Here is a 24,193-nt window from a genome sequence, read left to right on the forward strand (position 1 = left end):
TCGACTCCCGATGCCGGGACGAGGTCACCGCGCGGTTGCCCGTGCTGGGACGATGTCGCTCATGCCGCTCGAGCCGACGCTCCGCAAGGCCGCCGCAGAGGTCGAACGCGGTGACCTGGCCAGTGTCCTGCGGGCGCGACAGCGGCTGGTCGGGCTCGTCGCCAGCTACCCCGACCGGCTGGACCTGCGCGAGCGCCTCGCCGAGGTGTGCCGGCTGCTCGGCGACGCGGCGCAGGCCGGGCGGTGGAGCTACCTGTCCGAGGTGCGCGACGAGGCGGAGGTGGCGGCGTTCGAACGCGCCTACCGCACGCCGTTGGCGCGGCTGCGGGCGATGAACTGGACCAGCGGCGAGGCCGGCGCGTCGACCGAGACCGCCAGGGAACGGCTGGTGGCGTTGCGGACCGCGGCCAACGAGCAGTTGCGGGCCGAGCTGGCGGTGGCCGACGACCGCGACTCGTCCTGGGGCACGAACGTGCTGGTGCTGGTAGGCCTGGTGATCGTGCTGCTGTGCTTCGTGGTCGGCGCGGTGACGCTGGTCATGTGGGTCTACAGGTGGTCAGCCGGATGAGCGCATGCTGGAGGCATGACCCCCGACGTCGCCGCCGCCGCTGACCGCATCCGCCCGCACGCCCGCCGCACGCCGTTGTGGCGCACCGAGGTCGACGGCAGGCCGATCGTGCTCAAGCTCGAGCACCTCCAGCTCACCGGCTCGTTCAAGCTGCGCGGCGCGCTCAACACCCTGCTCGCCGGCGGGTCACCGGATCGGGTGGTCACGGCGTCCGGCGGCAACCACGGCCTCGGCGTGGCGAAGGCCGCGCAACTGCTCGGGCTGCACGCCACGGTGTTCGTGCCGGTGAGCGCGCCGGAGGGCAAGGTGCGGCGGATCGAGGCGGCGGGCGCGAAGCTGATCCGGCACGGCGACACGTACGCCGAGGCGGTGCTGGCGGCCCGCGAGACGCCCGGCTTCTACGTCGAGGCCTACAACGACCCGATCGTCGTGGCGGGCCAGGGCACGGTGGCCGCCGAGGTGGTCGAGGACGCGCCGGACGTGGACGCGATCGCGGTCGCCGTGGGCGGTGGCGGGCTGGCCGCGGGCACGGCGCTGGCGTCGGGTCGCCTCACGGTCGCGGTGGAGCCGGAGCGGTGCTGCGCCCTGCACCACGCGCTGGCCGCGGGCGAGCCCGTGGACTCCGAGGTGGTCTCGGTCGCCGCCTCGGCGCTGGGCGCCACCCGGGTCGGCGACGTCCCGTTCGAGATTCTGAGCACGCACCCCGTGACGTCGGTGCTCGTGCCCGACGCCGAGATCCTGGCCGCGCGCGACCGGCTCTGGGAGGAGTTCCGGCTGGCCGTGGAACCGGCGGCGGCCGTGCCGTTCGCCGCGTGGCTGGCCGGGCAGGTGCCGGGCGAGCTGGCGTGCGTGGTGCTGTGCGGCGCGAACACCGACTGGACGGCCTGATAGGCGGTGTCGGATCGCCGCTGCTCCACGGCCGGCGGCTCGATTGCCTGGCTCGGGTCGGATCGGCCGCTCCGCGGGCGGCAGACCGTTCGCGACCTCGCGGGAAGCGTCAGCCCACGGCGCGGCGATTGCCGCCGGCACGACCTGGCGACTCCAGCCCGCACGGCGCGGCGGTCGCTGCCGGCGCGGGCGGTGAGGCTCACGAGGTGGTCCGAGCGCCACCGCGCCCGGACCCGTCGTCCTCGTCCCGATCGCCTACCGCGCCCCCAGCGGCGCCACGGCGGCCTACAACGCGTTCGTCCGACCGCTCAGCGGCACCCGGTCGCCCGGCTGGGCCGATCCCCGCTCGGCCGAACCGCGGTCCGGCGCCACGCGCCCCAGCGACCCGCCCGCCTGCGGCGGCACCTCGACCTCCAGCGCGAGCGCCGGGTCGAGCCCTTCCACCCGTTCCACCATGGCCTCCACCTCGGCGATCAGGTCGGCCCACTCGGGCCGGTGCAGGCGCTCCCGGACCACCCAGCGCAGCGTGCGGACCTCCGCGCGCAGCCGTTCGAACTGCTCCGCGTCGAGACGTTGCGCGGACGGGTGGTCGAGCTTGCTCGAGAGCACCCTCACCCGGATCCCGATGTCCACCAGCGACCTCCGGCGTCGTGCGTTGTCATACGGCACGCACGCAGTGTCGCAGGCGACACCGACAAAACAACAAGCCGGACCTCAACGCGTCGAACTGATGGTGGCGCTGGCGAGCACCAAGTCGCCCGCCGCCGCGTCCTCCCGGTACACCGCGACCGCCTGACCAGGGGCGACGCCGCTCAACGGCGTGCGGAGGCGGACCAGCAGCTCTCCACCGACAACTTCGGCCACCGCAGGTGCGAGACCGCCGTGCGCCCGCACCTGCGCCACGCACTCGACCGGACCGTCGAACGTGACCCGCGTCACGGGCCGCTGAGCGACGATCTCCGTCACCTGGAGCTTCTCCGCCGCGCCGACCCGCACGGTGCCGGTCACCGGCTCCAGCGACAGCACGTACCGGGGCCGCCCGTCGGGCGCGGGCGCGTCGATGCCGAGGCCCTTGCGCTGGCCGACGGTGAACTCGTGCACGCCGACGTGCCGCCCGAGCACCGCGCCGGTCTCGTCGTCGACCAGGACGCCGGGCTGCTCGCCGAGCTTCCTGGTCAGGAACCCTTGAGTGTCGCCATCAGGGATGAAGCAGATGTCGTGGCTGTCGGGCTTCTCCGCGACCTGGAGCCCGCGCTCGGCGGCCTCGACGCGCACCTGCGCCTTGGTCGAGTCGCCCAGCGGGAACATCGCGTGCGCCAGCTGCTCGTGCGTCAACGACGCCAGCACGTACGACTGGTCCTTGCCGTCGTCGGCCGAGCGGCGCAGCTCCAGCACACCGTCCACAGTGGACAGCCGGGCGTAGTGCCCGGTCGCGACCGCGTCGAAGCCGAGCGCGATCGCCTTGTCCAGCAGCGCCTCGAACTTGATCTTCTCGTTGCACCGCAGGCACGGGTTGGGCGTGCGGCCGGCCGCGTACTCGGCCACGAACTCGTCCACGACCTCCTCGGTGAACCGCTCCGCGAAGTCCCAGACGTAGAACGGGATGCCGAGCACGTCCGCCGCGCGCCGCGCGTCCCGGGCGTCCTCGATGGTGCAGCAGCCGCGCGCGCCGGTGCGCAGCGTGCCGGGCTTCGCCGACAGCGCCAGGTGCACGCCGGTCACCTCGTGCCCCGCCGCCACCGCCCGCGCCGCAGCCACGGCGGAGTCCACCCCGCCGCTCATCGCCGCCAGCACCCGCATGCCCGTCACACCTCCGCCGTCGCCTTGCCCGCAAGCCTCTTCAACCCCGCGATGCCCGCCGTGCGGGCGCGGTCGACCACCGGGCCGATCACCTCGGCCAGTTCGCGCACGTCCGCCGCCGTGGACGTGTGGCCCAGCGAGAACCGCAGCGAGCCGCGGGCCAGGACCGGGTCCACGCCCATGGCCAGCAGCACGTGGCTGGGCTGCGCCACACCCGCCGTGCAGGCCGAGCCGGTGGAGCACTCGACGCCCTTGGCGTCCAGCAGCATGAGCAGGCTGTCGCCCTCGCAGCCGGGGAACGTCAGGTGCGCGTTGCCGGGCAGCCGGTGCACCGGGTCGCCGTTCACCTCGACGTCCGGCACCACGCGCCGCACCGACGCCACCAGCTCGTCGCGCAGCGCGGCGAGCTCGGCGGCGGCCTCGACCTGGTGGGACACCGCGTGCCGCACCGCCGCGGCGAGGGCCACGATCGACGGCACGTCCAGCGTGCCGGACCGCACCTCCCGCTCCTGCCCGCCGCCGTGCAGCACGGGCGTCGTCGCCACGTCACGCCCCAGCAGCAGCACGCCGACGCCGTACGGGCCGCCGAGCTTGTGGCCGGTCAGCGTCAACGCGGACGCGCCCGAGTCGGTGAAGTCCACCGGCACCGCGCCGACGGCCTGCACCGCGTCGGTGTGGAACGGCACCGCGCGGTCGGCGGCCAGCGCGGCCAGCTCGCGCACCGGGTTGATCGTGCCGACCTCGTTGTTCGCCCACATCGCGGTGACCAGGGCGACGTCGTCGTCCAACGCGTCGCGCAGCGCCTCGGGCCGGATCCGGCCGAGCCCGTCGGGCTCCAACCAGGTGACCTCGGCGCCCTCGTGCTCGACCAGCCACTGCACGGCGTCCAGCACGGCGTGGTGCTCGACCGACGACGCCACCACCCGGCGGCGCCGGGACGTGCGGCGGGCCCAGTAGACGCCCTTGACCGCGAGGTTGTCGCTCTCCGTGCCGCCGCTGGTGAAGATCACCTCGGAGGGTCGCGCGCCCAGGGCGTCCGCGATGTCCTCCCGCGCCTCCTCCACCAGCCGCCGCGCCCGCCGGCCCGAGGTGTGCAACGACGAGGCGTTGCCCGTGGTGGACAACGCCCGAGTCATCGCCTCGATCGCCTCGGGGAGCATGGGGGTCGTGGCGGCGTGGTCGAAGTAGGCCATCAGCTTTCCAGGGTAGCCCGGCCCAGACGTCCCGCGAGCACCGCACCGAGCACCGCGACGCCCGCCATCAGCAGGTCGAACGGCACCACGGCGGCCGTGGGCGCGGCGGCCGAGGCGAAGGTGGTGACCAGCACACCGCCGAGGCCGACCAGCAGCGCCGAGCCGAGCATGTCGCTGATCTGCAGGGCCGAGGAGTTGAACCCCCGGTCGACCTCGGACGACGCGCCCAGCGTGAGCACGCTCAAGCTCGACATGGCCAGCCCCATCCCCGCTCCGGCGACCGCCCACAGCACCGGGGTGGCCCACGCCGGACCCCACGACGGTGCGATGAGCGTCACTCCGGTGATACCCACCGCGTTGAGCACGAACCCCCACCGCACGAGCTTCTCGCGCGGGATGTCCGGCTTGCGCGACTGCCACCAGGCGGCGCTGGACCAGCCCAGCGCGCTGAGCGTGAGCGGGATGCCGGCGGCGATGGCCGAGTAGCCGTGCACGGCGGTCAGCGTCAGCGGGATGAACGCCTCGGCGGCGAAGAACGAGCCCGCCAGCAGCGCGCGGGCCAGGATCGTGACCGGCAGGCCGCGGCGCGCGGTGAGCGTGCCCGCGGGCAGCAGCACGCGCAGCGCGGGCGCCAGCGCGACCAGCCCGGCCAGGCCGATCACCAGGTTGACGCCGGTGGGGTGCTGGGCCGCCCAGCTCAGCGCCGCGACGCCGAACCCGGCGCCGAGCGCGGCCAGGGGCAGTCCGCGCCGGGTGTTCTCGTCGGGGGTGTGCGGCGGCAGGTTCCGCAGCACGGGGACCAGCAGCAGCACGCCGATCAGCACGAAGGGCGCCAGCCCAAGGAACACCCACCGCCAGCTCAGCGTCTCGGTCAGCCACCCGGACAGCGCCGGTCCCACGAGCGACGGCACCACCCACGCCGACGCGAGCAGGCCGAACACCGCCGGCCGGTCCCGTTCCGGGTAGACCAGGCCGATCAGGACGTAGACCGCGACCACCTGCGCGCCGCCGCCGATGCCCTGCAGCACGCGCCCCAGCAGCAGCACCGGCATGTCCTGCGCGAGGCCGGCGACGACCAGGCCGACCAGGAACAGCGCGGGGCCAACCAGCAGCGACGGCCGAGGCCCGCGCAGGTCGCTGAGCCGTCCGGACAGGACGGTGGCCACCACGCTCGCGGCGAGGAACGCCAGGAACGGCCACGCGTACAGGTCGTTGCCGTCGAGGTCGGCGACCATGCGCGGCATCGCCGTGCTGACGCCCATGTTCTCGAACGCGAGCAGCGTGACGAGCAGGATGATCCCGACCGTCGGGCCCCGCCGTTCAGGTGTCCACAGGTTGCTCTTGGCGGGGGTGTCGGTCGTCGTCGTCACGGGCCAATGGTTCAACCTCCACCTGGGTGGAGGTCAAGGCAATATGACGCAGTCCGGCGGGGACCGTGTGGTGCGAACGACCGACGTGGCGGGCGGTGTCACGGCATTAGCTTCGCGGGTGATCCATTCGTGCCCGAAGGAGAACCCGTGCGTCAACGCTTGACCGTCCTGCTCGCGTCGCTGGGCCTGGCCCTCGGCGGACTCGCCGTCACGGCGGTTCCCGCGTCCGCCGCGAGCTACGGCTACATCAACTGGACCAACAACTGCAGCGGCGCCCGGCTGTACTCGATCATCTACGCCAGCGGGTCGAAGTCGGGCACGCTCGTCGTGCAGGAGTCGAACGTCCCGGCCGGCGCGAAGCGCAGCCAGCGGGTGCAGTCGGGCTACACCTACAACGTGACCAAGAGCGGCGGCTGGGGCAAGGTCACCATCTACAACATCTCCGGCCGGGTCCACGCCGTGTCGGTGAAGGCCTGCTGAGGTTCCCCTGAGCCGGCGGGTGGCCTGCCCCCAGGAGCCAGGCCACCCGCGGACCCGTCAGGCGGCCTGAGCGGTCGTCACGGCGGCGTGCCGGCGCGGCGAGGGCACCTCTACCGCCCCGTGCGCCACCCGTTCGGCCTCCTGCTGCACGAGCGCCGCCAGCTCGCGGCGCGTCGCCGCCCGACCGGGCGCGACCTCGTCCAGCACGCGCACCTCCACCACCAGCCCGCGCGAGCGCAGCACCCGCCGCATCGAGTCGACCAGCGTGTCGGAACCCACGAACGCGGGCCGGGTGGACGTCTCCGAACCCTGCGAGTACCGCAGCACCACCGGCCGCACGGGCACACCGGCGTCCAGCGCGGCCTGGAACAGCGCCGGCCGGTAGCGCCCGGACGCCACGCCGCACCACGTCGTGCCCTCGGCGTGGATGCCCACCGCCGCGCCCTCCCGCAGCGCCGCCGCCAGCTCGGCCACCGTCCCGGGCAGCAGCGACAGCCGCTCCCGGTCCAGGTACACCGTGCGGGCGGCGGTGATCAGCCTGCCGAGCACCGGCCAGTCCCGGATGTCCCGCTTGGCCACCATCCTGATGGGCTGCACCGCGTCGATCGCCAGCTCGTCCAGCCAGGACACGTGGTTGGACACCACCAGCACGCCACGTCCCGGGTTGTCCTGGAACACCGGCCCGACCTGCCGCAGCCGCACGCCGAACGCGCCGAGCAGGGCTCGGAACCAGCGCCGCAGCAGCGCCGAACGCGCCTGCCCGCGCACGCACAGGACGGCGAGCACCACGAACAGCCCGGACAGCATCACGGCCAAGGCGGCCAGCACCCGCCACGCCACCCGGACCCGGCCGACCGACGCCGTCGAGTGGTCCACGCACCCGTCGCCGCACGGCGACACGGGCATCCACGCGTGCTTGCTCACGCCGTCTCCCCGAGGAAGAACTTCAGGTAGCGCTGGTCGACCCGGTCCATCCCGAGCAGCACGGGCAGGTCGGCCACGCCGAAGTCGGCGTCCAGCGCGGGCCGCCCGCACACCCACGCGCCCAGCCGCAGGTAGCCCTTCAGCAACGGCGGCAGCACGGTCCGGTCCGGCCGCGCCACGGCGTCGACGTCCCACGGCGTCAGCGGCTCCACCCGGTACTCCTCGGGCGCGTGGTGCTTGGCCCGCACGACGTCCCACACCCCCGCCGCGAACGAGCCGCCGTCGTGCAGCGGCACGGAGGCGCAGCCGATCAGCCACGAGTGCCCGGACAGCAGCATGTACCGGGCGATGCCGGCCCACACCAGCGACACCACGGCCCCGTTGCGGTGGTCGGGGTGCACGCACGACCGGCCGGTCTCCACGAGCGAGGGCCGCAGGGCGTCGAGGGCGGACAGGTCGAACTCGCCGTCGGAGTACAGCCGGCCAGCCTCGGCGGCGCGCTCGGGCGGCAGCATCCGGTAGGTGCCGACGATGTCGCCGGTCCGGTCGTCGCGCACGACCAGGTGGTCGCAGAACCGGTCGAAGTAGTCGACGTCGTGCCCCGGCACGGAGCTGTGCAGCACGGCGCCCATCTCGGAGGCGAACACCTGGTGCCGCAGCCGCTGCGCGGCCACGACCTCGTCGCTGTCACGCGCGACCAGCAGGGAGTAGCGCGGCGCGTCGGTAGCGGCGTCACCGGTGCTGACAAGCAGTTGCGGCTGCGTCATGGGTCTGGTCTACCGACCGGTTGGCGACCGGGAGCAGGTCGTTCCGATGACGCCTCAGTGGCAGGTCGGTTAAGGCACGGTGAGGCCGCCGACGGCACGAGGGCCGCCCCGCGCGAAGCGGAGCGGCCCTCGACCGGGACTGCGAACGAACCCGCAGGTCAGCCCTTGCGCTTGCCGACCTCGTCGGTCAGCTGCGGCGCGACCGCGAACAGGTCGCCGACCACGCCGAAGTCGGCGATCTCGAAGATCGGCGCCTCCGGGTCCTTATTGACCGCGACGATGGTCTTGGACGTCTGCATGCCCGCCCGGTGCTGGATCGCGCCGGAGATGCCCAGCGCGATGTACAGCTGCGGCGAGACCGTCTTGCCGGTCTGGCCGACCTGGAACTGGTGCGGGTAGTAGCCGGAGTCCACGGCGGCCCGGGACGCGCCGACCGCCGCGCCGAGGCTGTCGGCCAGCTTCTCCACGACCTCGAAGCTCTCCGCGCTGCCCACGCCACGACCACCGGACACGACGACCGACGCCTCGGTCAGCTCGGGGCGGTCGCCACCGGCGACCGGCTCGCGCCCGGTCACCCTGGTGACCAGCGCCGGGTTCGCGGCGGGCGCCTCGACGGCCTGCTCGACCGCGTCCGCGGGCGACTCGGACGCCTCGACACCGCCGGGGCGCACGGCGATGACCGGCACGCCCTTGGTGACCTTGGACTTGACCACGTACGCGCCACCGAAGATCGACTGCGTGGCGACGCCCTCGCCGTCGAGGTCCACGGCGTCGTAGAGCAGCCCGGAGTCCAGGCGCACGGCCAGCCGGCCCGCGACCTCCTTGCCCTCCAACGTCGCCGACACCAGCACGGCGGCGGGCGACGCGGTGGCCGCGATCGCGGCGAGCGCGTCCACCTTCGGCGTGACCAGGTGGTTCGCCGCGTCGTCGGACTCCACCGCGTACACCTTCACCGCGCCGTAGCGGCCCAGCGACTCCCTCACCTTGCCCGCCGTCCCGGGCGATCCGACCACCACCGCGGCCGGCTCGCCGAGACGGCGCGCGGCGGATAGAAGCTCATAGGTGACCTTCTTGACCTCGCCGTCGACGTGGTCGACGAGGACGAGTACCTCAGACATTGGATTCCTCGCCTTCAGATGAGCTTCTGGTCGACCAGGTACGCGGCGATCTTCGAACCGCCGTCACCCGAGTCCTCGACACGCTGACCGGCGCCGCGCGGCGGCTTCGGGGCCGACTCCAGCACCTGCGACCAGGCCGCGCCGAGGCCGACCTCGCCCGCGTCCAGCCCCAGGTCGGCGACCGCGAGCTTGGTGACCGGCTTCTTCTTCGCCGCCATGATGCCCTTGAACGACGGGTACCGCGGCTCGTTGATCTTCTCGTTCACGCTGACCACGGCGGGCAGGCTCGCTTCGAGGTGCGCGACGCCCTCGTCGGTCTCCCGCTCCGCCTTGACCGTGCCGCCTTCGACGGTGAGCTTGCGCACCTGCGTCACCTGCGGCACGCCCAGCAGCTCCGCCAGCATCGCGGGCACCGCGCCCGCGCGGCCGTCGGTGGCCTCGTTGCCCGCGATGACCAGGTCGAAGCCCTCGATCGTGCCGATGGCCTTGGCCAGCACCTTGGCGGTGGTGAGCGCGTCGGAACCGTGCAGGGCCTCGTCGGAGACGTGCACGGCCTTGTCCGCACCCATGGAGAGCGCCTTGCGGATCGCGTCGGTCGCGCGGTCGGGACCCATCGCGACGACGGTCACCTCGCCGCCGTGCGCCTCCTGGAGCAGCAGCGCCTCTTCCACGGCGCGCTCGTTGATCTCGTCGAGCACGGCGTCCGCGGACTCGCGGTCGAGGGTGTGGTCGGCGTCGGCGAGCTTGCGCTCGGACCAGGTGTCGGGCACCTGCTTGACCAGGACGACAATGTTCATGGGTCCTCTTCGACCTCCTGCGGACGGGCGGCGACGTGGGTGGGCGACGGTAGTTGCCTGCGGTCGCCGGATTGTTCGTGACCCTGCCATGTCATCGCCGCATTGGCATGGTGGTGTCTGCCACCTGGATGTTACCCACCGGTAGCAGAGGTGCAAACGGCAGCAAGCACCCACTGCGGGTGATGATGCTCACTGGCGCTCACCGGGCCATTCGGACATTGTCGGCAGTCCGCGCGACGGCGTTACAGACCCTCCCCCTACTCGGCTAGGTTCGAACGCATGCCACGGCGAGTAGCGATTGTCACCGACTCCACCGCCTGCCTGCCGCCCCAGTTGACCGAGAAGCTCGGCGTGACCGTCGCGCAGATCCAGGTGCGCATCGGGGACTGGGTGGACGACGAGGTCCGCGTGCCCGTGCCGAAGCTCGTGGACGCCCTGCGCGGGCAGCTCGACGTGGCCACCGCGCCACCCGACCCCGGCGCGTTCTTCTGGAACTACGCCGACGCGGCGGCCTCCGGCGCCGAGGCGATCGTGTCGCTGCACGTGTCGACCGGGCTGTCGAAGACCGTGGAGGCGGCCCGGCAGGCGGCCGCGCAGGTGCAGGTGCCGGTGCACGTGGTGGACACGCAGACGTGCGGCATGAGCCTCGGGTACGCGGTGGTCGCCGCCGCCACCGTGGCCGCCGCCGGCGGTGACGCGAACCGCGTGCTGTCCGCCGCGCAGCACAGCGTCCGGCGCAGCACCGAGCTGATCTACGTGGACACGTTGGAGTACCTGCAGCGCGGTGGGCGGATCGGCAAGGCCGCCGCCCTGCTCGGCTCGGCGCTGTCGATGAAGCCGCTGCTGACCGTCGCCGACGGGCAGATCACGCCGCTGGACAAGGTGCTCGGCGCGGAGCGGGCCATCCGCAAGCTGATCGACACCGCGGTCAAGCGGGCGGGCAAGGAGGTGGTCGACATCGCGGTCGAGCACTTCGACGCGGCCGACCGCGCCAGGACCGTGCTCGACCAGCTGCGCGCGAAGCTGCCGAACGTGCGGCGGTTCCTGGTGACCCAGGTCAGCTCGGCGATCGGCGCGCACGTCGGGCCGGGCGCGGTGGGCGTGACCGTTTCGCCGGTTTAGCCGGGTTGGGAACTCCTTGCGGGGTTTGAGCGTTGAGCGGACAGGGAAGGAGGTGGACATGGCATCTCTGTTCAGCAAACTCGCCGCGTTCGCCCGCAGTCCGCAGGGCCGCCGGGTCACCGAGCAGGTCAAGCACGCGGCGCGCGACCCCCGCAACAAGGCCAAGGCACAGCAACTGCTGCGCAAGTTGCGCAAGCGCTGACCCGCGTACCGACGTACTGAGCACCGCCGTTCAGCGGCCCGCTACCGGTTGGATTCCCGGCGGGCCGCTTCGAACGCGCGCGGGACCACGACGGGCTCGGGCCGGGCCACCACCTGGATGACCGTCGGTTCGACGCTTGCTTCCGAGCCGGGTTCGGAGCCGGGTTCGGAGTCCGGCTCGACGGTCTCGGCCGGGTCGGCAGGCTCGGTGCGCTCTCCCAGGTCGGCGGTCTCGGCTCGTTCCGCGGTCTCGGCGGTCTCGGAAGGTTCGGCGGACTCGGCCGCTTCGGGAACCGGCTCGGCCGACTCGACATCAGCCGCATCAGCGGGCTCGGTGCGGACCACGTGCATCCGGCGCACTTCGTCCTGGCGCGCGGGTTTCCCGTTGTGCGACACCGGGTCCGGGACCGCGACCAGGTTCGGGCGCGGGATGGGGCGTTCCGGTGCGGGCAGCGCGGTCGGGATGCCCATCACCGGGTTGCGGTGGATCGGTTTGGTCGCGTAGTCCTCCGGCGGGAACTGCGGTTCGAACAGGGGCATCGGCGGGGCGGGCGCCGGTTGCGGGACCGGTTCGGGTGGTTGGTCCCGGCGGAGCATGAACGCCGTCAGCACGCAGCCCGCCGCGAACGACAAGGCGCACAACCCGACCACGACCGCCACCCCGGACATCACCCATCCTCACTCGACCGGCGGTCCGCCGGCGCTGCCGCCATCAGGCACCGACGCGCTGGTCGTCGGTGTCCGCCTGCTCGCCCTTCGACTTCCCGGCGACGATCGCCTCGGCGGCGATCGGTTCGACCGGCTCCCCGTCCGCGTGCCCGACCCCCGCCTGCGCCGCACTCGCCTCGCCGGCACCCGGCTGTACCGCGCCGGCCTGACCCGCGCCCGCTTGGCCCACACCCGTCTCGCCCGCACTCGCCTGCTCGACGGTCGTCTGCTCCGGGATCAGGTTGGGCACCTTGTCGGCCGCTTCCTCCAGCGCGACGCGCGCCGACGCCAGCTGCACGGCCACCAGGTGGCGCAGTTCGCGCAAGTCGTCGGACTGCCGCTGGATCTCCGCGATCCGCCGGTTCGCCTCGCGGGCCGCGAGCTTGATCAGGAACGCCGCCCGCGCCTTCGCCAGCTCCTCCTGCTCGGCGAAGTGCTGCTGGGCCTCGTTGCGCCGGCGGTTCATGGTGAGCTCGAAGAAGTTCTGCGCCTTGGCGCGCTTGGCGTCGGACTCGGCCTCCAGCTGGGCACACCGCTCGGCGGCCTCCCGCAGCACCTGCTCCGCGTCCTGCTGCGCCTTCGCCATCACGGCGACGCACTCGGCCTCCACCTCCTCCGCGCGGGCCCGGAGGTGCGCCTCGACCTCGACCTGACGACGTTCCAGGTCGACCTCCCGCTGATCCAGGTCGGCGGCACGCAGGTCGGCCGCCTCGCGCCGGTCGCGCGCGTGCGCCTCGACCTCGGCCCGCCGCGCGGCCAGCTCCTCCTCGACCTGGCGCCGCAGGTCGGCCAGCTCGGCCTCGGTGCGCTCGCGCATCGCCGCGGTGTCGCGCTCGGCGCGCACCCGCAGGTCGTTCGCCTCGTCCTCGGCGAGCGTCAGCATCCGGTGCAGGCGCTCGGACGCGCCGGAGGTCGTGTTGGGCGACATCTCCAGCCGTTCGATGCGGGCACGGGCCGCGTCCAGGTCGCTCCTGGTCATCTCGAGCAGCTTGCGCAGGTCGGCGGCCTGGGCCAGGGCCTCGGCCCGGTCGAGGGTCGTGTACTTGAGCTGCTCGTCCAGGTTCTCCAGGTGCTCGATCACCTGTCGGCGGTGGAAACCCCGGTAGACCACGTCGAAACCCGCGTGCAGCGGAACAATGTCCGGCTCTTTCGCACCCATGGCGGCCCCGCTCGTTCGAAGATTGGCCGAGGGTACGAGCGTAAGGCACCCAAGCGGCACATGACCACCCACGACTACCCTGGTGCGACGCGGTCCAAGCACCGCGCTTGCAGGGGAAACACCATCAGGGAAGATCACGGCGAATTTGACGCAGGTCACCCGATGGAGTCATTTACCCGGAATCAACCGGCGTATTGTGAATGCGCAGAGCAACAAAAGACCGCCGTAGTGCGGGGAAAAGTTCACACGAAACAGTGACGCCCTAACGGACAGGCGATGCCTACCAGCGAGTAACGGGCAACTACGCTGGCCGGGTGACCGTCGAGCCGCTGCCCCTCACCGGTGAGCGCACCGTGCCCGGGATCGCCGAGGAGAACTACTGGTTCAGGCGCCACGAGGCGGCGTACCTGGACCTGGTCCGGCACTGCGTCGGCGCGGTCGTGCTGGAGGCGGGCTGCGGCGAGGGCTACGGCGCCGCGCTGATCGCCGGGCACGCCGCGCGGGTCGTCGCGCTCGACTACGACCGGCTGACCGCGGCGCACGCGCACCGGGCGTACCCGGAGCTCTCGGTGCTGCGCGGCAACCTGGCGTCGCTGCCGATGCGCGACGAGAGCGTGGACGTGGTGGCGAACCTCCAGGTCATCGAGCACCTGTGGGACCAGGAGGGCTTCCTGGCCGAGTGCGCGCGGGTGCTGCGGCCCGGCGGCAGGTTGCTGGTCACCACGCCGAACCGGATCACCTTCTCCCCCGGCCGCGACACACCGCTGAACCCCTTCCACACCCGCGAGCTGGCGCCGGCCGAGCTGCACGGGCTGCTGGTCGGCGCGGGGCTGCGGGTCGAGCTGCTGGCCGGGCTGCGGCACGGCCCGGCGTTGCGCGCGCTGGACGAGCGGTTCGGCGGTTCGGTCATCGACGCGCAGGTGGCCGTGGTGGTGGACGGCGGCACGTGGCCCGACGACCTGCTGGCCGCCGTGGCGTCCGTGCGCAGCGAGGACTTCGAGATCACGACCGACGAGCTGGACGCGAGCCTGGACCTCGTCGCCGTGGCGGTGCGCCCGTGACGCGCGAGGGGACGTTCTGCCTGGTCCTGCACAGCCACCTGCCGTGGCTGGCGCACCACGGCGCCTGGCCGGTCGGCGAGGAGTGGCTGTACCAGGCGTGGGCGCACTCGTACCTGCCCGTGGTGGACCTGCTGGAGCGGTTCGCCGCCGAGGGCCGCGAGGACGTGCTGACGCTGGGCGTCACGCCGGTCCTGGCCGCGCAGCTCGACGACCCGTACAGCCTGCGGGGCCTGCACGACTGGCTGGGCAACTGGCAGCTGCGCGCGCACAGCGCGTCGTCCCGGCTGCCGGACCTGGCGGCACGCGAGCACCGCGCGTCGGCGTGGGCGTTGGACCGCTTCGAAACGCGGTGGCGGCACGGTTTCTCACCCGTGCTCCGGTCCCTTGTGGACTCCCGCACGATCGAGCTGCTCGGTGGTCCGGCCGCGCACCCGTTCCAGCCGTTGCTCGACCCGCGGCTGCGGGCGTTCTCGTTGCGCACCGGGTTGGTCGACACCGCGCAGCGGATCGGGTCGACGCCCGAGGGCATCTGGGCGCCGGAATGCGCGTACGCCCCCGGCATGGAGCACGACTACGCGCGGGCGGGCGTGCGGCGGTTCCTGGTGGACGGCCCGGCGCTGCGCGGCGACACCGCCGCGGGCCGGCCGGTCGGCACTTCGGACGTGGTGGCCTTCGGGCGCGACCTGGAGGTGTCCTACCGGGTGTGGTCGCCCAAGGTCGGCTACCCGGGCGACCCGGCGTACCGGGACTTCCACACCTACGACCACCCCAGCGGGCTCAAGCCGTCGCGGGTGACGGGCAAGAAGGTCGAGCCGGCCGACAAGCGGCCCTACGACCCGGACCTGGCGGCGGAGGCCGTGCGGCGGCACGCGGCGGACTTCGTGGACACGGTGGTGCGGCGGCTGCGCGCGTTGAAGGAGCAGCACGGCGAGCCGTCCCTGGTGGTCGCTGCGTACGACACCGAGCTGTACGGGCACTGGTGGCACGAGGGCCCGGCGTGGCTGGAAGCGGTGCTGCGGCAGCTGCCCGAGGCCGGGGTGCTGGTCACGACGTTGCGCGGCGCGGTCGAGGCCGGGCACGTCGGCGCGCCGGTCGACGTGCCGCCGTCGTCGTGGGGCTCGGGCAAGGACTGGCAGGTGTGGAACGGGCCGCAGGTCGGCGACATCGTGCACGGCAACGCGGAGGTGCAGCGGGAACTGCTCGCGCTGGACCTGTCCGGCGCGGTGCGCGACCCGGTCGCCGACCAGGCCGTGCGGGAGGCGTTGCTGGCGTTGTCCAGCGACTGGGCGTTCATGGTCACCAAGGACTCGGCCGCCGACTACGCCCGGTACCGGGCCAAGGTGCACGCGGACCGGTTCGCCGAGCTCGTCGCGCTGCGGCGGGCGGGACGCGGTCGTGCGCGGGCGGCCGAACTGCGCCTGGTCGACGGTCCGTTCGGCCACCTCGACGCGCGGGGGCTGGCTAGTTGAGGCCCCCGCCGCCCGAGAGGTCGTTGCCGTGCTGGCGGTGCGCGACGCCCGCCGAACCGGGGTTGTCGATCCGGGCCTGCACCACCGGGTCCGCCTTCGAGCGGCCCTTCGTGTCGGCGGGTCGTTCGAGGCCGGCGCGCCGGGCCCGGGCCCTCCGGTCGACCACGAACCCGATCGCCAGCACCGCGGCGCAGAACAGGACCGCCCAGACCCAAGGCTGCATGACCGTGCCCCCGATTCCTCCGGAGCTTCCCAGGGTAGCGGTGCAGAGATGCGAGGATGGCCCATGCGCGTGCTGATGTTGTCCTGGGAGTACCCGCCGGTCGTCGTCGGCGGTTTGGGCCGGCACGTGCACGCGCTGGCCGGGCACCTGGCGGCGCAGGGGCACGACGTGGTCGTGCTGTGCCGGCAGCCCTCGGGGACGGACGCGGTCACGCACCCCACGTCCGACACCGTGGTCGACGGCGTGCGGCTGATCCGGGTGGCCGAGGACCCGACGCACCTGGTGTTCGAGCGGGACCTGGTGGCGTGGACGCTGGCGATGGGTCACGCGATGACGCGGGCCGGGTTGGCGCTGCTGCGCGGCTGGCGGCCGGACGTCGTGCACGCGCACGACTGGCTGGTCACGCACCCCGCGATCGCGCTGGCCGAGGAGTGCGGCGCGCCGCTGGTGGCGACCGTGCACGCGACCGAGGCCGGTCGGCACAGCGGGTGGCTGTCGCAGACGTTGAACCAGCAGGTGCACTCGGTCGAGTGGTGGCTGGCGAACCGGGCGGACGCGCTGATCACGTGCTCGTCGGCGATGCGGACGGAGGTGGCGCACCTGTTCGAGGTGGAGCCGTCATCGGTCACCGTGCTGCACAACGGCATCGAGCCCCGCCGGTGGCGGGTCCGGGCGTCCGACGTGGCCGCCGCGCGTGCCGCGCACAGCCCTTCGGGTGCGCCGCTGCTGCTGTTCTTCGGGCGGCTGGAGTGGGAGAAGGGCGTGCAGGACCTGATCGCCGCCCTGCCCCGGATCCGCCGGATCCACCCGGGCACCCGGTTGGTCGTGGCGGGCACCGGCACGCACCGGGACTGGCTCGTGGAGCAGGCGCGCAAGCACAAGGTGCGCCGGGCGGTGGACTTCGTCGGCCACCTGTCGGACCGGGCGCTGGCGGCGGCGTTGGCGGCGGCGGACGCGGTCGTGCTGCCGAGCAAGTACGAGCCGTTCGGCATCGTCGCGCTGGAAGCCGCGGCGGCCGGCACGCCTCTCGTCGCGTCCACCGCCGGCGGCCTCGGCGAGGTCGTCCTGGACGGCGTGACGGGCCTGTCCTTCGCCCCCGGCGACACCGAGGCCCTGGCCGGCGCGGTCCGGTCGGTGCTGGACGACCGCCCCGCCGCCGTCCGCCGGGCCCGCGCCGCGAAGTCCCGCCTGGCCACGGACTTCGACTGGTCGAAGATCGCCGAGGACACGGCCGCGGTCTACCGCTCCACGACCGTCCGGGCCCACCCGACGCTGGGCCGCCCCAAGATCCCGACCGGCAACGTGTTCCTCTAGTCCTCCGCCATGCGCCGAGAGCACGCCGTCGGCGCCGGCCGTGGTCCGGGCGTCCGCCGCGCTCTCGCCGCACGACGACGCCCTGGCCACCGCCGACCGCGCGTCCTGGGCCGAGCGCCTCGCCGTGGACGCGGGGTCAGCGGTCCGAGACGGTGAGCACCAGCTTGCCGGTGGTCCGGTTCGCCTCGCCGACCTCGTGCGCCTTGACGACGTCCGCCAGCGGGAAGGTCTCGGCGACGACCGCCCTCAGCTCGCCGCGCTCCACCAGTCCGGCCACGTGCTCCAGCACGGCGTGGTCCGGCACCACGGACACGACCGCCGCGCGCACGCCCAGCTCGTCCGCCATGACGCGGAGGGCGGGCAGCCGGGTCGGGTCCGGCAGGCCGATGTACAGCCCGCCGGGCTTGAGCACGCCCATCGACCGGCGCTCGTAGTCGCCGCCGATCAGGTCGAGCACCACGTCGACGTCCCGCAGCTCGCCGAAGTCCCGCGTCGTGTAGTCCACCGGCTCGTCGACGCCCAGCTCGCGCAGCAGGTCGTGCTTGCCGGCGCGCGCGGTGCCGATCACCCACGCCCCGAGCGACTTCGCCAGCTGCACGGCGACGTGCCCGACACCGCCCGCGGCGGCGTGGACCAGCACCCGGTCGCCCGGCTTGACGTCGGCGGCCTCGGTGAGGGCCTGCCACGCGGTGAGCGCGGCCAGCGGCAGGGCCGCCGCGTGCACGTGGTCGAGGCCGGCGGGCTTGCGGGCGAAGTGGCGCGCGGGCGCGGCCACGTACTCGGCGTACGCGCCGGCCTCGCGCGGCAGGTGGGGCATGCCGAACACCTCGTCGCCGACCCGGAACCGGTTCTCACCCGCCGGCACGTCCACCACGACGCCGGAGACGTCCCAGCCGGGCACCCACGGCGTGGTGAACCAGTAGCCGTGCCGCCGCACGTTCCAGTCGAACGGGTTCACGCCGGCCGCGCGCACCTCGACCACGATCTCGTCCCGCGCCGGCTCCGGCCGCGCGACCGTCCGCACCTCCATGACCTCGGGCCCGCCGAAGGCCTCGACCATCACCGCTCGCATCTCGTTCGTCATGGTCAAAGGATCATCTTCAGTGGTACCTCTTGTGAAGTAGGCACCTGAATGGTAATTAGGTACCTCGTGTATACCACCCCTGACCTGCGCGCTCACGGCGGCGCGGACGCCTACCTCCGCACGTGCGCGTCACGAGCCGTGCTCGACCTGCTCACCAACAAGTGGGTGTGCCTGGTGATCGGAGGCTTGCGCCCCGGCACCCTGCGCTTCGGCGAGCTCCGGCGACGCCTCGACGGCATCACCCAGAAGATGCTCACCCAGACCCTGCGGGACCTGGAACGGGCCGGGCTCGTGCACCGCGCCGTCTACCCGAGCGTGCCGCCGCGCGTCGAGTACAGCCTCACGCCGCTGGGTGACAACGTGGGCGGCCTGATGGACGCGATCAGGGTGTGGTCGGAGACCCACATCGACGACATCCGCGCCGCGCAGGAGGAGTACGACCGCAAGGCGGGCGAGGAGCTCCAGCCCGTCTAGGAGCCGTTGCGGGACTGCTCGAGGGCTTCCTGCGCCTTGCGCGCCATGTCGGCGACGGCGGCGCGGCGCACGGCGTCGGCCTCGTAGTCCGCGCGGCGGTCCTTGACGACCTTCGCCGGGATGCCCACGGCGATCTTGAAGTCCGGCACGTCGCCGCGCACCACGGCGTGCGCGCCGATCACGCAGCCGCGCCCGATCCGCGTGCCGCGGGTGACGGTGACCTTCGTGCCGAGCCAGCAGTCCGGCCCGATGCGCACCGGCGACTTCACGATGCCCTGGTCCTTGATCGGCAGCGTGACGTCCGCCGTGACGTGGTCGAAGTCGCAGACGTAGACCCAGTCGGCGATCAGCGTGGCCGCGCCGATCTCCACGTCGAGGTAGCAGTTCACCGTGTTGTCCTTGCCGAACACGGCCTTGTCGCCGATCCGCAGCGAACCCTCGTGGCAGCGGATGGCGTTGCCGTCGCCGATGTGCACCCAGCGCCCGATCTCCAGCCGGCCGTAGCCGGGGCGGCAGTGCAGGTCGACCTTCTTGCCCAGGAACACCATGCCGCGCAGCACCACGTGCGGGTTCGCGACCCGGAACTTCAGCAACCGCCAGTACCGCACGAGGTACCAGGGCGTGTACGCGCGGTGCCGCAGGACCCAGCGCAACGACGCCAGGGTGAGGAACCTGGCCTGCGCCGGATCGCGGCGCGACCGGCGCCACCTCGTCCACACCGGGGCACCCCACATGCTCGTCACGAATGGCACTCTAACTTCCACCTCCGACCGCTAAAGTGCCAGGTCGCCGTGCCGTCGAACGCACCACTGGGGGAAGCGCGTGCCACCGATCCGGGTTCGCCGGCGTCCCGCCGACCGGTCCAGGCTCAGCCGGGTCGGGGCGGGGCGGGGCCGCCGCGCCGCCGAGCGGTTACCGGGGAGGTCGTGGAGCTGGTTCGAGCTGGCCGCGCTGCTCCTCACCGGCGTCCCGATCGCCATGGTGGTGCTCAAGGCGCTGCTGTTCGCCGACTTCGACCTCCGACTGGTCCGGATCGTCGCGCGGCACATCGACTTCGCCGCGGTCGCGTTCAGCGCCTTCAGCCCCACGTTCATGGTGCTGCCCGCCTTCGCGTTCGTCGCGCTGTACGCCGTGGTGCCCAAGACCAGGAAGAGCCGCGTGGTCCGCGGCGCCCTCTTCGCGGCGGCCGTCCTGTCCTGCGCCCTGCTCCCGCTGCTGTTGGCCGGGATGATGCTGGCCGGCGTGGCGGTCACCTGGCTGGAGATCAGGGGCATGCGGGAGGAGCACGGCTTCAGCCGCCGCTGGGTGACGGCCGTGCTGGCCATCCCGCTGACCGCGTGCACCCTCGCGATCAACTTCCACGGCGTGCAGTTCTGGCTGCCCGTCGAGGCGGTCGAGCGGACCGACGGCACGCGGTCGGTGGGCTACGTGGTCGAGTCCGGCGACCACGACCTGACGTTCATCGCGCACGACACGCGCCGGCCGGAGATCCTGCGGCAGGACTCGGTCCGGGGCCGGACCCTGTGCACGCTCACCGACGTGCGGCCCGGCACGATCGGCGACGTGCTGGTGACCCCGGCCTACAAGCTGGCGATCCACCGCAAGCCCAACCCGCCGCTGCTGCCCCGGTGCCGGCCGTGATCCAGGATGGTGCCGTGACGACACCCCTCATCATCGACACCGACCCCGGCGTGGACGACGCGTTCGCCCTCGCCCTCGCCGCCGCCAGCCCCGAGGTCGACCTGATCGGGGTGACCACCGTCTTCGGCAACGTGTCGCTGGAGAACACCACGCGCAACGCCCTGCGGCTGCTGGCGCTCCTGGGCCGCGACGACGTGCCGGTGGGCGTCGGCGCGTCCCGGCCGCTGGTCCACCCCCACCCGCACCTGTCCAGCGCCCACGGCAAGGACGGACTCTCCGGGTACGCCGACACGCTGCCGGAAGCCACCCGAGGCCCCGACGGGCGCGACGCCGTCACGCTGCTGCGCGACCTGCTCGACCAGGCCGACCGACCCGTCACGATCGTCCCCATCGGCCCGCTCACCAACATCGCGCTGCTGCTGGCCGCCCACCCCGGCCTCAAGCCGAAGATCGGCAGGCTCGTCGTCATGGGCGGCGGGGTGAGCGGCGGCAACGTCACCGCCACGGCCGAGTTCAACGTCTGGAGCGACCCCGAGGCCGCCCGCCGCGTGCTGGTCGAGGAGGACGTGCCCACGACGCTGGTGCCGATGGACCTGACCCGCCGCTGCGCGGTCAGCGCCGAGTGGCTGGACGCGCTGGCGAAGACGTCGCGGGTCGCCGCCACGCTGGTCGGCCTCACGCCCTCCTACCTGGAGACCTACCGGCGTTTCCTCGGCTGGGACGGCATGGCGGTGCACGACGCGGTCGCGGTGGCCGAGGCGGTGCGGCCCGGCATCCTGAGCGGCACGCCGTTCCCGGTGGACGTCGACTGCTCCTACGGCCCGAACCGGGGCGCGCTCGTGGTGGACCGGCGACTGGAGGTGGAGGCGCCCAAGACGCTCGACATCACGCTGGACGCCGACCTCGACGGCCTGCGCGCGTTCCTCTTCGAGCGGCTAGGTGCGCTCGGCGTGCGCGAGTAGGTAGACGGGACGGCGGCCGATGCGCGTCAGCGCCACGGTCGCCTCCGCCGACCCGGACAGCTTCAGCCTCGGCCGCAGCGCGTTCGGGTCCACGTCCAGCCCGCGCACCAGGATCTCCAGCCGGCCCACGTCGTGCGCCCGCAGCACGGACCGCAACGCCTTCTCGCTGTAGTGCCCGTGCTCCACCACCCGGAACGCGCGCACGCCCGGCGGCGGCGTGGGTCCGGTCAGGTAGGCGATCCGCTCGTCCAGCTGCGCCAACCCGTGCCGGGCCGCGTAGTGCCGCACCAGCCCGGCCCGCACCACCGCGCCGTCCGGGTCGACCAGCCACTCGTCCGGCTCGCGCACACCGCAGTCGTCGGGGTCGGCGGACGTGACCGTCCACTCCGGACCGTCCGACCGCAGCACGGTCGCCCGCCGCGACACGCCGGGCGTGGCCAGGCCGCGCGTCCACAGGCACGCCTCGCGCACCTGCCCGTCCAACGACACCAGCTCGACCTCGTCCGCCCACGGCGCGACCGCGAAGTCGACGCCCGGCGCGCACTTCACCGCCAGGTCGCGGTCCGCGTAGGCCTCCGCCAGCTCGTCCAACGGCGGCGCGAAGTCCGAGGGCCGCCACGTGCGCCGCCCGCTCGCGTCCCGCCGCGCCGGGTCGGCGAGCACCGCCGTGCCGCGCGACACCGGTCGCAACGCGTCCGCGCGCACCAACGGCACCGCGTCACCCAGGTTGTGCCGCGCCATGGCCAGCCGCACCGGGTCCAGGTCCGACCCGATGGAACCCTCGGGCAACGCCGCCAGGTCCGCCCCGATCGAGCAGGTCACGTCGTGCGCCCGACCGCGGAAGCGACGTGCCCGGTGCACCGCCACCGGGTGGGCGGTGGCCTGCTGCAACGCGTCGGAGGTGAACAGCCCGTCGGCGAAACCGACCTTCGCGACCGCCTTGCGCCGCAACAGCACCGTCTCCAGCACCGCCGCGAAGCGCGTCGGCGAGACCTGCCTGGCCCGGTTCACGTCCGCCAGCCGCGACGCGGGCGTCAGCGGCAGGTCGGCCAGCGCCGACAACGCGGCGCGCCCGGCGTCCGAACGCAGGTACGCCACGTCGTCGAGGCTGAAGGCGTAGGCCACTAGACCGGCTTGCGACCCGTCACGGAGACGTTGTAGAACAGCTCGCGCGGCAGCACCTTGGCCAGCACGTTCTCGTCCACCCAGGACAGCCGCTGCCAGGTCTTGTAGGCGAACATCGCCCACCCGAAGCCCAGCTTCTCGCGCGGCACGGCGGCCTCGAACGTGCGCACCGGCCAGCCGAACAACGCCGCCGACAGCTCCTCGGTCACCGCGCGCACGCCGACCGCGCCGGCGCCGCGCGCGGTCCGCTCCAGGTCCGACGGGTCGAACGTGTGCAGGTCGACCACGGCCTCCAGCGCCGCGGCCCGCGAGGACTCGTCCAGCTCCTCCTGCGGCCGGCGCCAGTCGTTGAGCGGGGCCAGCTTGGTCACGTTGGTGGTCAGCCACCAGGTCAGCCGGCCGAGGTTGCGGGCGTAGAGGTTGCCCACGTTCGTCGGGTCGCCCGCGAACACGAACTTGCCGCCCGGCTTGAGCACCCGCAGCACCTCGCGCATCGCGGCGGGCACGTCCGGGATGTGGTGCAGCACGGCGTGCCCCACCACCAGGTCGAACGTGTCGTCGTCGTACGGGATGCGCTCGGCGTCGGCCACCCGGCCGTCGACCGGCAGCCCCAGCTGCCCGGCGTTGCGCAGCGCCACCTCGACCATGCCCGGCGACAGGTCGGTCACCGAGCCGCGCTTGATCACGCCGCCCTGCATCAGGTTGAGCAGGAAGAACCCCGTGCCGCAGCCCAGCTCCAACGCGTGCTCGTACGGCCCGGTGTCACCCGCGACCGCGCGGAACCGGTCCGTGGCGTAGGTGATGCAGCGCTCGTCGTAGGAGATCGACCACTTCTCGTCGTACGTGCCCGCTTCCCAGTCGTGGTAGAGCACGTTCGCGAGCTTGGGGTCTTTGTACGCCGCCTCGATCTCCTCGGCGGTGGCGTGCGGGTTGGGCTTGGGATCAACGGCCACTGAACTTCGCCTTCCCCGGGCCGTTCTCGATGAACGACGCCATGCCGGTCTTCTGGTCCTCGGTGGCGAACATCGCCGCGAACAGCTGGCTCTCCAGCTTCAGCCCGCTGCCGAGGTCGGTGTCCAACCCGCCGTCGATCGCGGCCTTCGCGGCGGCGTAGGCGCGCACCGGGCCGTTCACGAACTGGCCGGCCCACCGCTTCGCCGCCCCGTAGACGTCGTCGGGCGCCACGACCTCGTCCACCATGCCGATGCGCAACGCCTCCTCGGCGCCCACGAACCGGCCGGTGTAGATCAGGTCCTTGGCGCGCGACGGCCCGATCAGCCGCGGCAGGCGCTGCGTGCCGCCCATGCCGGGGATGACGCCGAGCAGGATCTCCGGCTGGCCGACCTTGGCGTTGTCGCCCGCGATCCGCCGGTCCGCGCACAGCGCCAGCTCGAACCCGCCGCCCAGGGCGTACCCGGTGATGGCGGCCACGGTCGGCTTGGGGATCTCCTCCACCGCGCGCAGCGCCGAGGTGAACGCGCCCGCGCGGGCCGCCATCTCGGCGTAGGACAGCTCGGCCATCTCCTTGATGTCCGCGCCCGCCGCGAACACCTTCGGCCCGCCGTAGACGATCACCGAGTAGACGTCGGCCCGGTCGGCGGCCTCCAGCGCGGCGGACCGGATCTCCTCCTGGACCTGCCGGTTGAGCGCGTTCATCGGCGGGCGGTCCAGCCGGATGGTGCCGATCCCGTCCTCGACTTCGAGCCTCACGAACTCAGCCACGCGGTCCTCCTCGACCCTGACGT

27 protein-coding genes are annotated in these 24,193 nt (G+C 73.0%); 11 read left to right on the forward strand and 16 right to left on the reverse strand.

The genetic code is table 11. From position 1 onward, the window contains the following. Positions 1 to 61 precede the first annotated feature (61 nt). Both ABTZ99_RS00640 and ABTZ99_RS00645 read left to right on the forward strand, forming a co-directional pair. Complete coding sequence (locus ABTZ99_RS00640) at positions 62 to 568, forward strand: DUF6584 family protein (protein WP_499607053.1); 507 nt, start codon at positions 62 to 64, stop codon at positions 566 to 568. A 15-nt stretch (positions 569 to 583) separates the two neighbouring features. Continuing rightward, the gene (locus ABTZ99_RS00645) at positions 584 to 1,456 is read left to right on the forward strand and encodes a serine/threonine dehydratase (protein WP_498774889.1); all 873 of its coding nucleotides are present in this window, start codon (positions 584 to 586) and stop codon (positions 1,454 to 1,456) included. 285 nt (positions 1,457 to 1,741) lie between these two features. Here the strand turns inward: ABTZ99_RS00645 and ABTZ99_RS00650 are convergent, their stop codons facing one another. The 4 genes from ABTZ99_RS00650 to ABTZ99_RS00665 are packed head-to-tail and all read right to left on the reverse strand — an operon-like array spanning position 1,742 to position 5,819. Further along, positions 1,742 to 2,125 carry a hypothetical protein gene (locus tag ABTZ99_RS00650; RefSeq protein ID WP_498774891.1) on the reverse strand — a complete coding sequence of 128 codons (384 nt, stop codon included), beginning with the start codon at positions 2,123 to 2,125 and terminating at the stop codon, positions 1,742 to 1,744. Between the two features lie 45 nt (positions 2,126 to 2,170). Continuing rightward, positions 2,171 to 3,256, reverse strand: a complete 1,086-nt coding sequence (gene mnmA / locus ABTZ99_RS00655; RefSeq protein ID WP_498774893.1) for a tRNA 2-thiouridine(34) synthase MnmA — start codon at positions 3,254 to 3,256, stop codon at positions 2,171 to 2,173. Between the two features lie 5 nt (positions 3,257 to 3,261). Further along, positions 3,262 to 4,449: a cysteine desulfurase family protein gene (locus ABTZ99_RS00660; RefSeq protein WP_499607058.1), complete on the reverse strand. Its 1,188-nt coding sequence runs from the start codon at positions 4,447 to 4,449 to the stop codon at positions 3,262 to 3,264. Next, a complete protein-coding gene (locus tag ABTZ99_RS00665) occupies positions 4,449 to 5,819 on the reverse strand; it encodes an MFS transporter (protein WP_498774897.1) in 1,371 nt (456 codons plus the stop codon). The genes ABTZ99_RS00660 and ABTZ99_RS00665 overlap by 1 nt, the downstream gene beginning before the upstream one ends. A 147-nt stretch (positions 5,820 to 5,966) precedes the next feature. Between ABTZ99_RS00665 and ABTZ99_RS00670 the strand changes: the two genes are divergently transcribed. Then, entirely contained in the window at positions 5,967 to 6,299 is a 333-nt protein-coding gene (locus tag ABTZ99_RS00670) for a hypothetical protein (protein WP_498774899.1), read from the forward strand. Between the two features lie 57 nt (positions 6,300 to 6,356). On the opposite strand, the gene ABTZ99_RS00675 is transcribed toward ABTZ99_RS00670, so the two are convergent. The 4 genes from ABTZ99_RS00675 to ABTZ99_RS00690 form a co-directional block, all read right to left on the reverse strand. Beyond that, positions 6,357 to 7,223 (reverse strand): lysophospholipid acyltransferase family protein, encoded by an 867-nt coding sequence (locus ABTZ99_RS00675; RefSeq protein ID WP_499607062.1) that lies wholly within the window; start codon positions 7,221 to 7,223, stop codon positions 6,357 to 6,359. Continuing rightward, positions 7,220 to 7,990 (reverse strand): GNAT family N-acetyltransferase, encoded by a 771-nt coding sequence (locus tag ABTZ99_RS00680; RefSeq protein WP_498774903.1) that lies wholly within the window; start codon positions 7,988 to 7,990, stop codon positions 7,220 to 7,222. The genes ABTZ99_RS00675 and ABTZ99_RS00680 overlap by 4 nt, the downstream gene beginning before the upstream one ends. A 158-nt stretch (positions 7,991 to 8,148) precedes the next feature. Continuing rightward, positions 8,149 to 9,108 carry an electron transfer flavoprotein subunit alpha/FixB family protein gene (locus ABTZ99_RS00685; protein WP_498774905.1) on the reverse strand — a complete coding sequence of 320 codons (960 nt, stop codon included), beginning with the start codon at positions 9,106 to 9,108 and terminating at the stop codon, positions 8,149 to 8,151. Positions 9,109 to 9,122: 14 nt separating this feature from the next. Then, on the reverse strand, positions 9,123 to 9,905 hold the full coding sequence (locus tag ABTZ99_RS00690) for an electron transfer flavoprotein subunit beta/FixA family protein (protein WP_498774907.1): 783 nt from the start codon (positions 9,903 to 9,905) through the stop codon (positions 9,123 to 9,125). Between the two features lie 279 nt (positions 9,906 to 10,184). Here ABTZ99_RS00690 and ABTZ99_RS00695 point away from each other — a divergent pair, with 279 nt between their 5' ends. Both ABTZ99_RS00695 and ABTZ99_RS00700 read left to right on the forward strand, forming a co-directional pair. Then, positions 10,185 to 11,027 carry a DegV family protein gene (locus ABTZ99_RS00695; RefSeq protein WP_498774909.1) on the forward strand — a complete coding sequence of 281 codons (843 nt, stop codon included), beginning with the start codon at positions 10,185 to 10,187 and terminating at the stop codon, positions 11,025 to 11,027. Between the two features lie 58 nt (positions 11,028 to 11,085). Then, positions 11,086 to 11,229 (forward strand): hypothetical protein, encoded by a 144-nt coding sequence (locus tag ABTZ99_RS00700; protein WP_498774911.1) that lies wholly within the window; start codon positions 11,086 to 11,088, stop codon positions 11,227 to 11,229. A 41-nt stretch (positions 11,230 to 11,270) separates the two neighbouring features. On the opposite strand, the gene ABTZ99_RS00705 is transcribed toward ABTZ99_RS00700, so the two are convergent. Both ABTZ99_RS00705 and ABTZ99_RS00710 read right to left on the reverse strand, forming a co-directional pair. Further along, positions 11,271 to 11,897 carry a hypothetical protein gene (locus tag ABTZ99_RS00705; protein WP_498774913.1) on the reverse strand — a complete coding sequence of 209 codons (627 nt, stop codon included), beginning with the start codon at positions 11,895 to 11,897 and terminating at the stop codon, positions 11,271 to 11,273. 43 nt (positions 11,898 to 11,940) lie between these two features. Continuing rightward, on the reverse strand, positions 11,941 to 13,095 hold the full coding sequence (locus ABTZ99_RS00710) for a hypothetical protein (protein ID WP_499607067.1): 1,155 nt from the start codon (positions 13,093 to 13,095) through the stop codon (positions 11,941 to 11,943). Positions 13,096 to 13,409: 314 nt separating this feature from the next. Here ABTZ99_RS00710 and ABTZ99_RS00715 point away from each other — a divergent pair, with 314 nt between their 5' ends. Both ABTZ99_RS00715 and ABTZ99_RS00720 read left to right on the forward strand, forming a co-directional pair. Beyond that, positions 13,410 to 14,156 (forward strand): class I SAM-dependent methyltransferase, encoded by a 747-nt coding sequence (locus tag ABTZ99_RS00715; RefSeq protein WP_499607070.1) that lies wholly within the window; start codon positions 13,410 to 13,412, stop codon positions 14,154 to 14,156. Next, the gene (locus tag ABTZ99_RS00720; RefSeq protein WP_499607073.1) at positions 14,153 to 15,625 is read left to right on the forward strand and encodes a 1,4-alpha-glucan branching protein domain-containing protein; all 1,473 of its coding nucleotides are present in this window, start codon (positions 14,153 to 14,155) and stop codon (positions 15,623 to 15,625) included. Before ABTZ99_RS00715 ends, ABTZ99_RS00720 begins: the two co-directional genes overlap by 4 nt. On the opposite strand, the gene ABTZ99_RS00725 is transcribed toward ABTZ99_RS00720, so the two are convergent. Beyond that, positions 15,618 to 15,848, reverse strand: a complete 231-nt coding sequence (locus ABTZ99_RS00725) for a hypothetical protein (RefSeq protein ID WP_499607076.1) — start codon at positions 15,846 to 15,848, stop codon at positions 15,618 to 15,620. The two genes, ABTZ99_RS00720 and ABTZ99_RS00725, sit on opposite strands and share 8 nt — an antisense overlap. Positions 15,849 to 15,911: 63 nt before the next feature. On the opposite strand from ABTZ99_RS00725, the gene ABTZ99_RS00730 reads away from it, so the two are divergent. Beyond that, the gene (locus ABTZ99_RS00730) at positions 15,912 to 17,162 is read left to right on the forward strand and encodes a glycosyltransferase family 4 protein (RefSeq protein WP_499607079.1); all 1,251 of its coding nucleotides are present in this window, start codon (positions 15,912 to 15,914) and stop codon (positions 17,160 to 17,162) included. A gap of 136 nt (positions 17,163 to 17,298) precedes the next feature. On the opposite strand, the gene ABTZ99_RS00735 is transcribed toward ABTZ99_RS00730, so the two are convergent. Next, on the reverse strand, positions 17,299 to 18,246 hold the full coding sequence (locus ABTZ99_RS00735; protein ID WP_499607082.1) for an NADP-dependent oxidoreductase: 948 nt from the start codon (positions 18,244 to 18,246) through the stop codon (positions 17,299 to 17,301). 66 nt (positions 18,247 to 18,312) lie between these two features. On the opposite strand from ABTZ99_RS00735, the gene ABTZ99_RS00740 reads away from it, so the two are divergent. Then, positions 18,313 to 18,720, forward strand: a complete 408-nt coding sequence (locus tag ABTZ99_RS00740) for a winged helix-turn-helix transcriptional regulator (protein ID WP_498774927.1) — start codon at positions 18,313 to 18,315, stop codon at positions 18,718 to 18,720. On the opposite strand, the gene ABTZ99_RS00745 is transcribed toward ABTZ99_RS00740, so the two are convergent. Continuing rightward, on the reverse strand, positions 18,717 to 19,463 hold the full coding sequence (locus ABTZ99_RS00745; protein ID WP_498774929.1) for an acyltransferase: 747 nt from the start codon (positions 19,461 to 19,463) through the stop codon (positions 18,717 to 18,719). The two genes, ABTZ99_RS00740 and ABTZ99_RS00745, sit on opposite strands and share 4 nt — an antisense overlap. Positions 19,464 to 19,542: 79 nt before the next feature. Between ABTZ99_RS00745 and ABTZ99_RS00750 the strand changes: the two genes are divergently transcribed. Together ABTZ99_RS00750 and ABTZ99_RS00755 are read left to right on the forward strand one after the other, a co-directional pair. Continuing rightward, positions 19,543 to 20,361, forward strand: a complete 819-nt coding sequence (locus tag ABTZ99_RS00750) for a hypothetical protein (RefSeq protein ID WP_499607085.1) — start codon at positions 19,543 to 19,545, stop codon at positions 20,359 to 20,361. A 14-nt stretch (positions 20,362 to 20,375) separates the two neighbouring features. Then, on the forward strand, positions 20,376 to 21,323 hold the full coding sequence (locus tag ABTZ99_RS00755) for a nucleoside hydrolase (RefSeq protein ID WP_498774933.1): 948 nt from the start codon (positions 20,376 to 20,378) through the stop codon (positions 21,321 to 21,323). Here the strand turns inward: ABTZ99_RS00755 and ABTZ99_RS00760 are convergent. Genes ABTZ99_RS00760 through ABTZ99_RS00770 form a run of 3 tightly spaced genes read right to left on the reverse strand, consistent with a single transcriptional unit; the run spans position 21,297 to position 24,170 of the window. Beyond that, positions 21,297 to 22,448 carry a THUMP-like domain-containing protein gene (locus tag ABTZ99_RS00760; protein ID WP_499607088.1) on the reverse strand — a complete coding sequence of 384 codons (1,152 nt, stop codon included), beginning with the start codon at positions 22,446 to 22,448 and terminating at the stop codon, positions 21,297 to 21,299. The genes ABTZ99_RS00755 and ABTZ99_RS00760 overlap by 27 nt on opposite strands. Next, positions 22,448 to 23,401: a class I SAM-dependent methyltransferase gene (locus ABTZ99_RS00765; protein WP_498774937.1), complete on the reverse strand. Its 954-nt coding sequence runs from the start codon at positions 23,399 to 23,401 to the stop codon at positions 22,448 to 22,450. The genes ABTZ99_RS00760 and ABTZ99_RS00765 overlap by 1 nt, the downstream gene beginning before the upstream one ends. Continuing rightward, complete coding sequence (locus ABTZ99_RS00770; protein WP_499607091.1) at positions 23,391 to 24,170, reverse strand: enoyl-CoA hydratase/isomerase family protein; 780 nt, start codon at positions 24,168 to 24,170, stop codon at positions 23,391 to 23,393. Before ABTZ99_RS00770 ends, ABTZ99_RS00765 begins: the two co-directional genes overlap by 11 nt. Positions 24,171 to 24,193 lie beyond the last annotated feature (23 nt).

Origin of the sequence: Actinosynnema sp. NPDC002837, assembly GCF_040295345.1 — a bacterium.
In the GTDB taxonomy this organism is placed as follows: Bacteria; Actinomycetota; Actinomycetes; order Mycobacteriales; family Pseudonocardiaceae; genus Actinosynnema.

Excerpts from the sequence above, each read along its gene's own strand:
- ABTZ99_RS00735 (WP_499607082.1), bottom strand. The coding sequence starts at position 18,246 with ATGACGAACGAGATGCGAGCGGTGATGGTCGAGGCCTTCGGCGGGCCC.
- ABTZ99_RS00700 (WP_498774911.1), top strand. The coding sequence starts at position 11,086 with ATGGCATCTCTGTTCAGCAAACTCGCCGCGTTCGCCCGCAGTCCGCAG.
- mnmA (WP_498774893.1), bottom strand. The coding sequence starts at position 3,256 with ATGCGGGTGCTGGCGGCGATGAGCGGCGGGGTGGACTCCGCCGTGGCT.
- ABTZ99_RS00705 (WP_498774913.1), bottom strand. The coding sequence starts at position 11,897 with ATGTCCGGGGTGGCGGTCGTGGTCGGGTTGTGCGCCTTGTCGTTCGCG.
- ABTZ99_RS00640 (WP_499607053.1), top strand. The coding sequence starts at position 62 with ATGCCGCTCGAGCCGACGCTCCGCAAGGCCGCCGCAGAGGTCGAACGC.
- ABTZ99_RS00725 (WP_499607076.1), bottom strand. The coding sequence starts at position 15,848 with ATGCAGCCTTGGGTCTGGGCGGTCCTGTTCTGCGCCGCGGTGCTGGCG.
- ABTZ99_RS00645 (WP_498774889.1), top strand. The coding sequence starts at position 584 with ATGACCCCCGACGTCGCCGCCGCCGCTGACCGCATCCGCCCGCACGCC.
- ABTZ99_RS00685 (WP_498774905.1), bottom strand. The coding sequence starts at position 9,108 with ATGTCTGAGGTACTCGTCCTCGTCGACCACGTCGACGGCGAGGTCAAG.
- ABTZ99_RS00690 (WP_498774907.1), bottom strand. The coding sequence starts at position 9,905 with ATGAACATTGTCGTCCTGGTCAAGCAGGTGCCCGACACCTGGTCCGAG.
- ABTZ99_RS00730 (WP_499607079.1), top strand. The coding sequence starts at position 15,912 with ATGCGCGTGCTGATGTTGTCCTGGGAGTACCCGCCGGTCGTCGTCGGC.
- ABTZ99_RS00695 (WP_498774909.1), top strand. The coding sequence starts at position 10,185 with ATGCCACGGCGAGTAGCGATTGTCACCGACTCCACCGCCTGCCTGCCG.
- ABTZ99_RS00660 (WP_499607058.1), bottom strand. The coding sequence starts at position 4,449 with ATGGCCTACTTCGACCACGCCGCCACGACCCCCATGCTCCCCGAGGCG.
- ABTZ99_RS00710 (WP_499607067.1), bottom strand. The coding sequence starts at position 13,095 with ATGGGTGCGAAAGAGCCGGACATTGTTCCGCTGCACGCGGGTTTCGAC.
- ABTZ99_RS00680 (WP_498774903.1), bottom strand. The coding sequence starts at position 7,990 with ATGACGCAGCCGCAACTGCTTGTCAGCACCGGTGACGCCGCTACCGAC.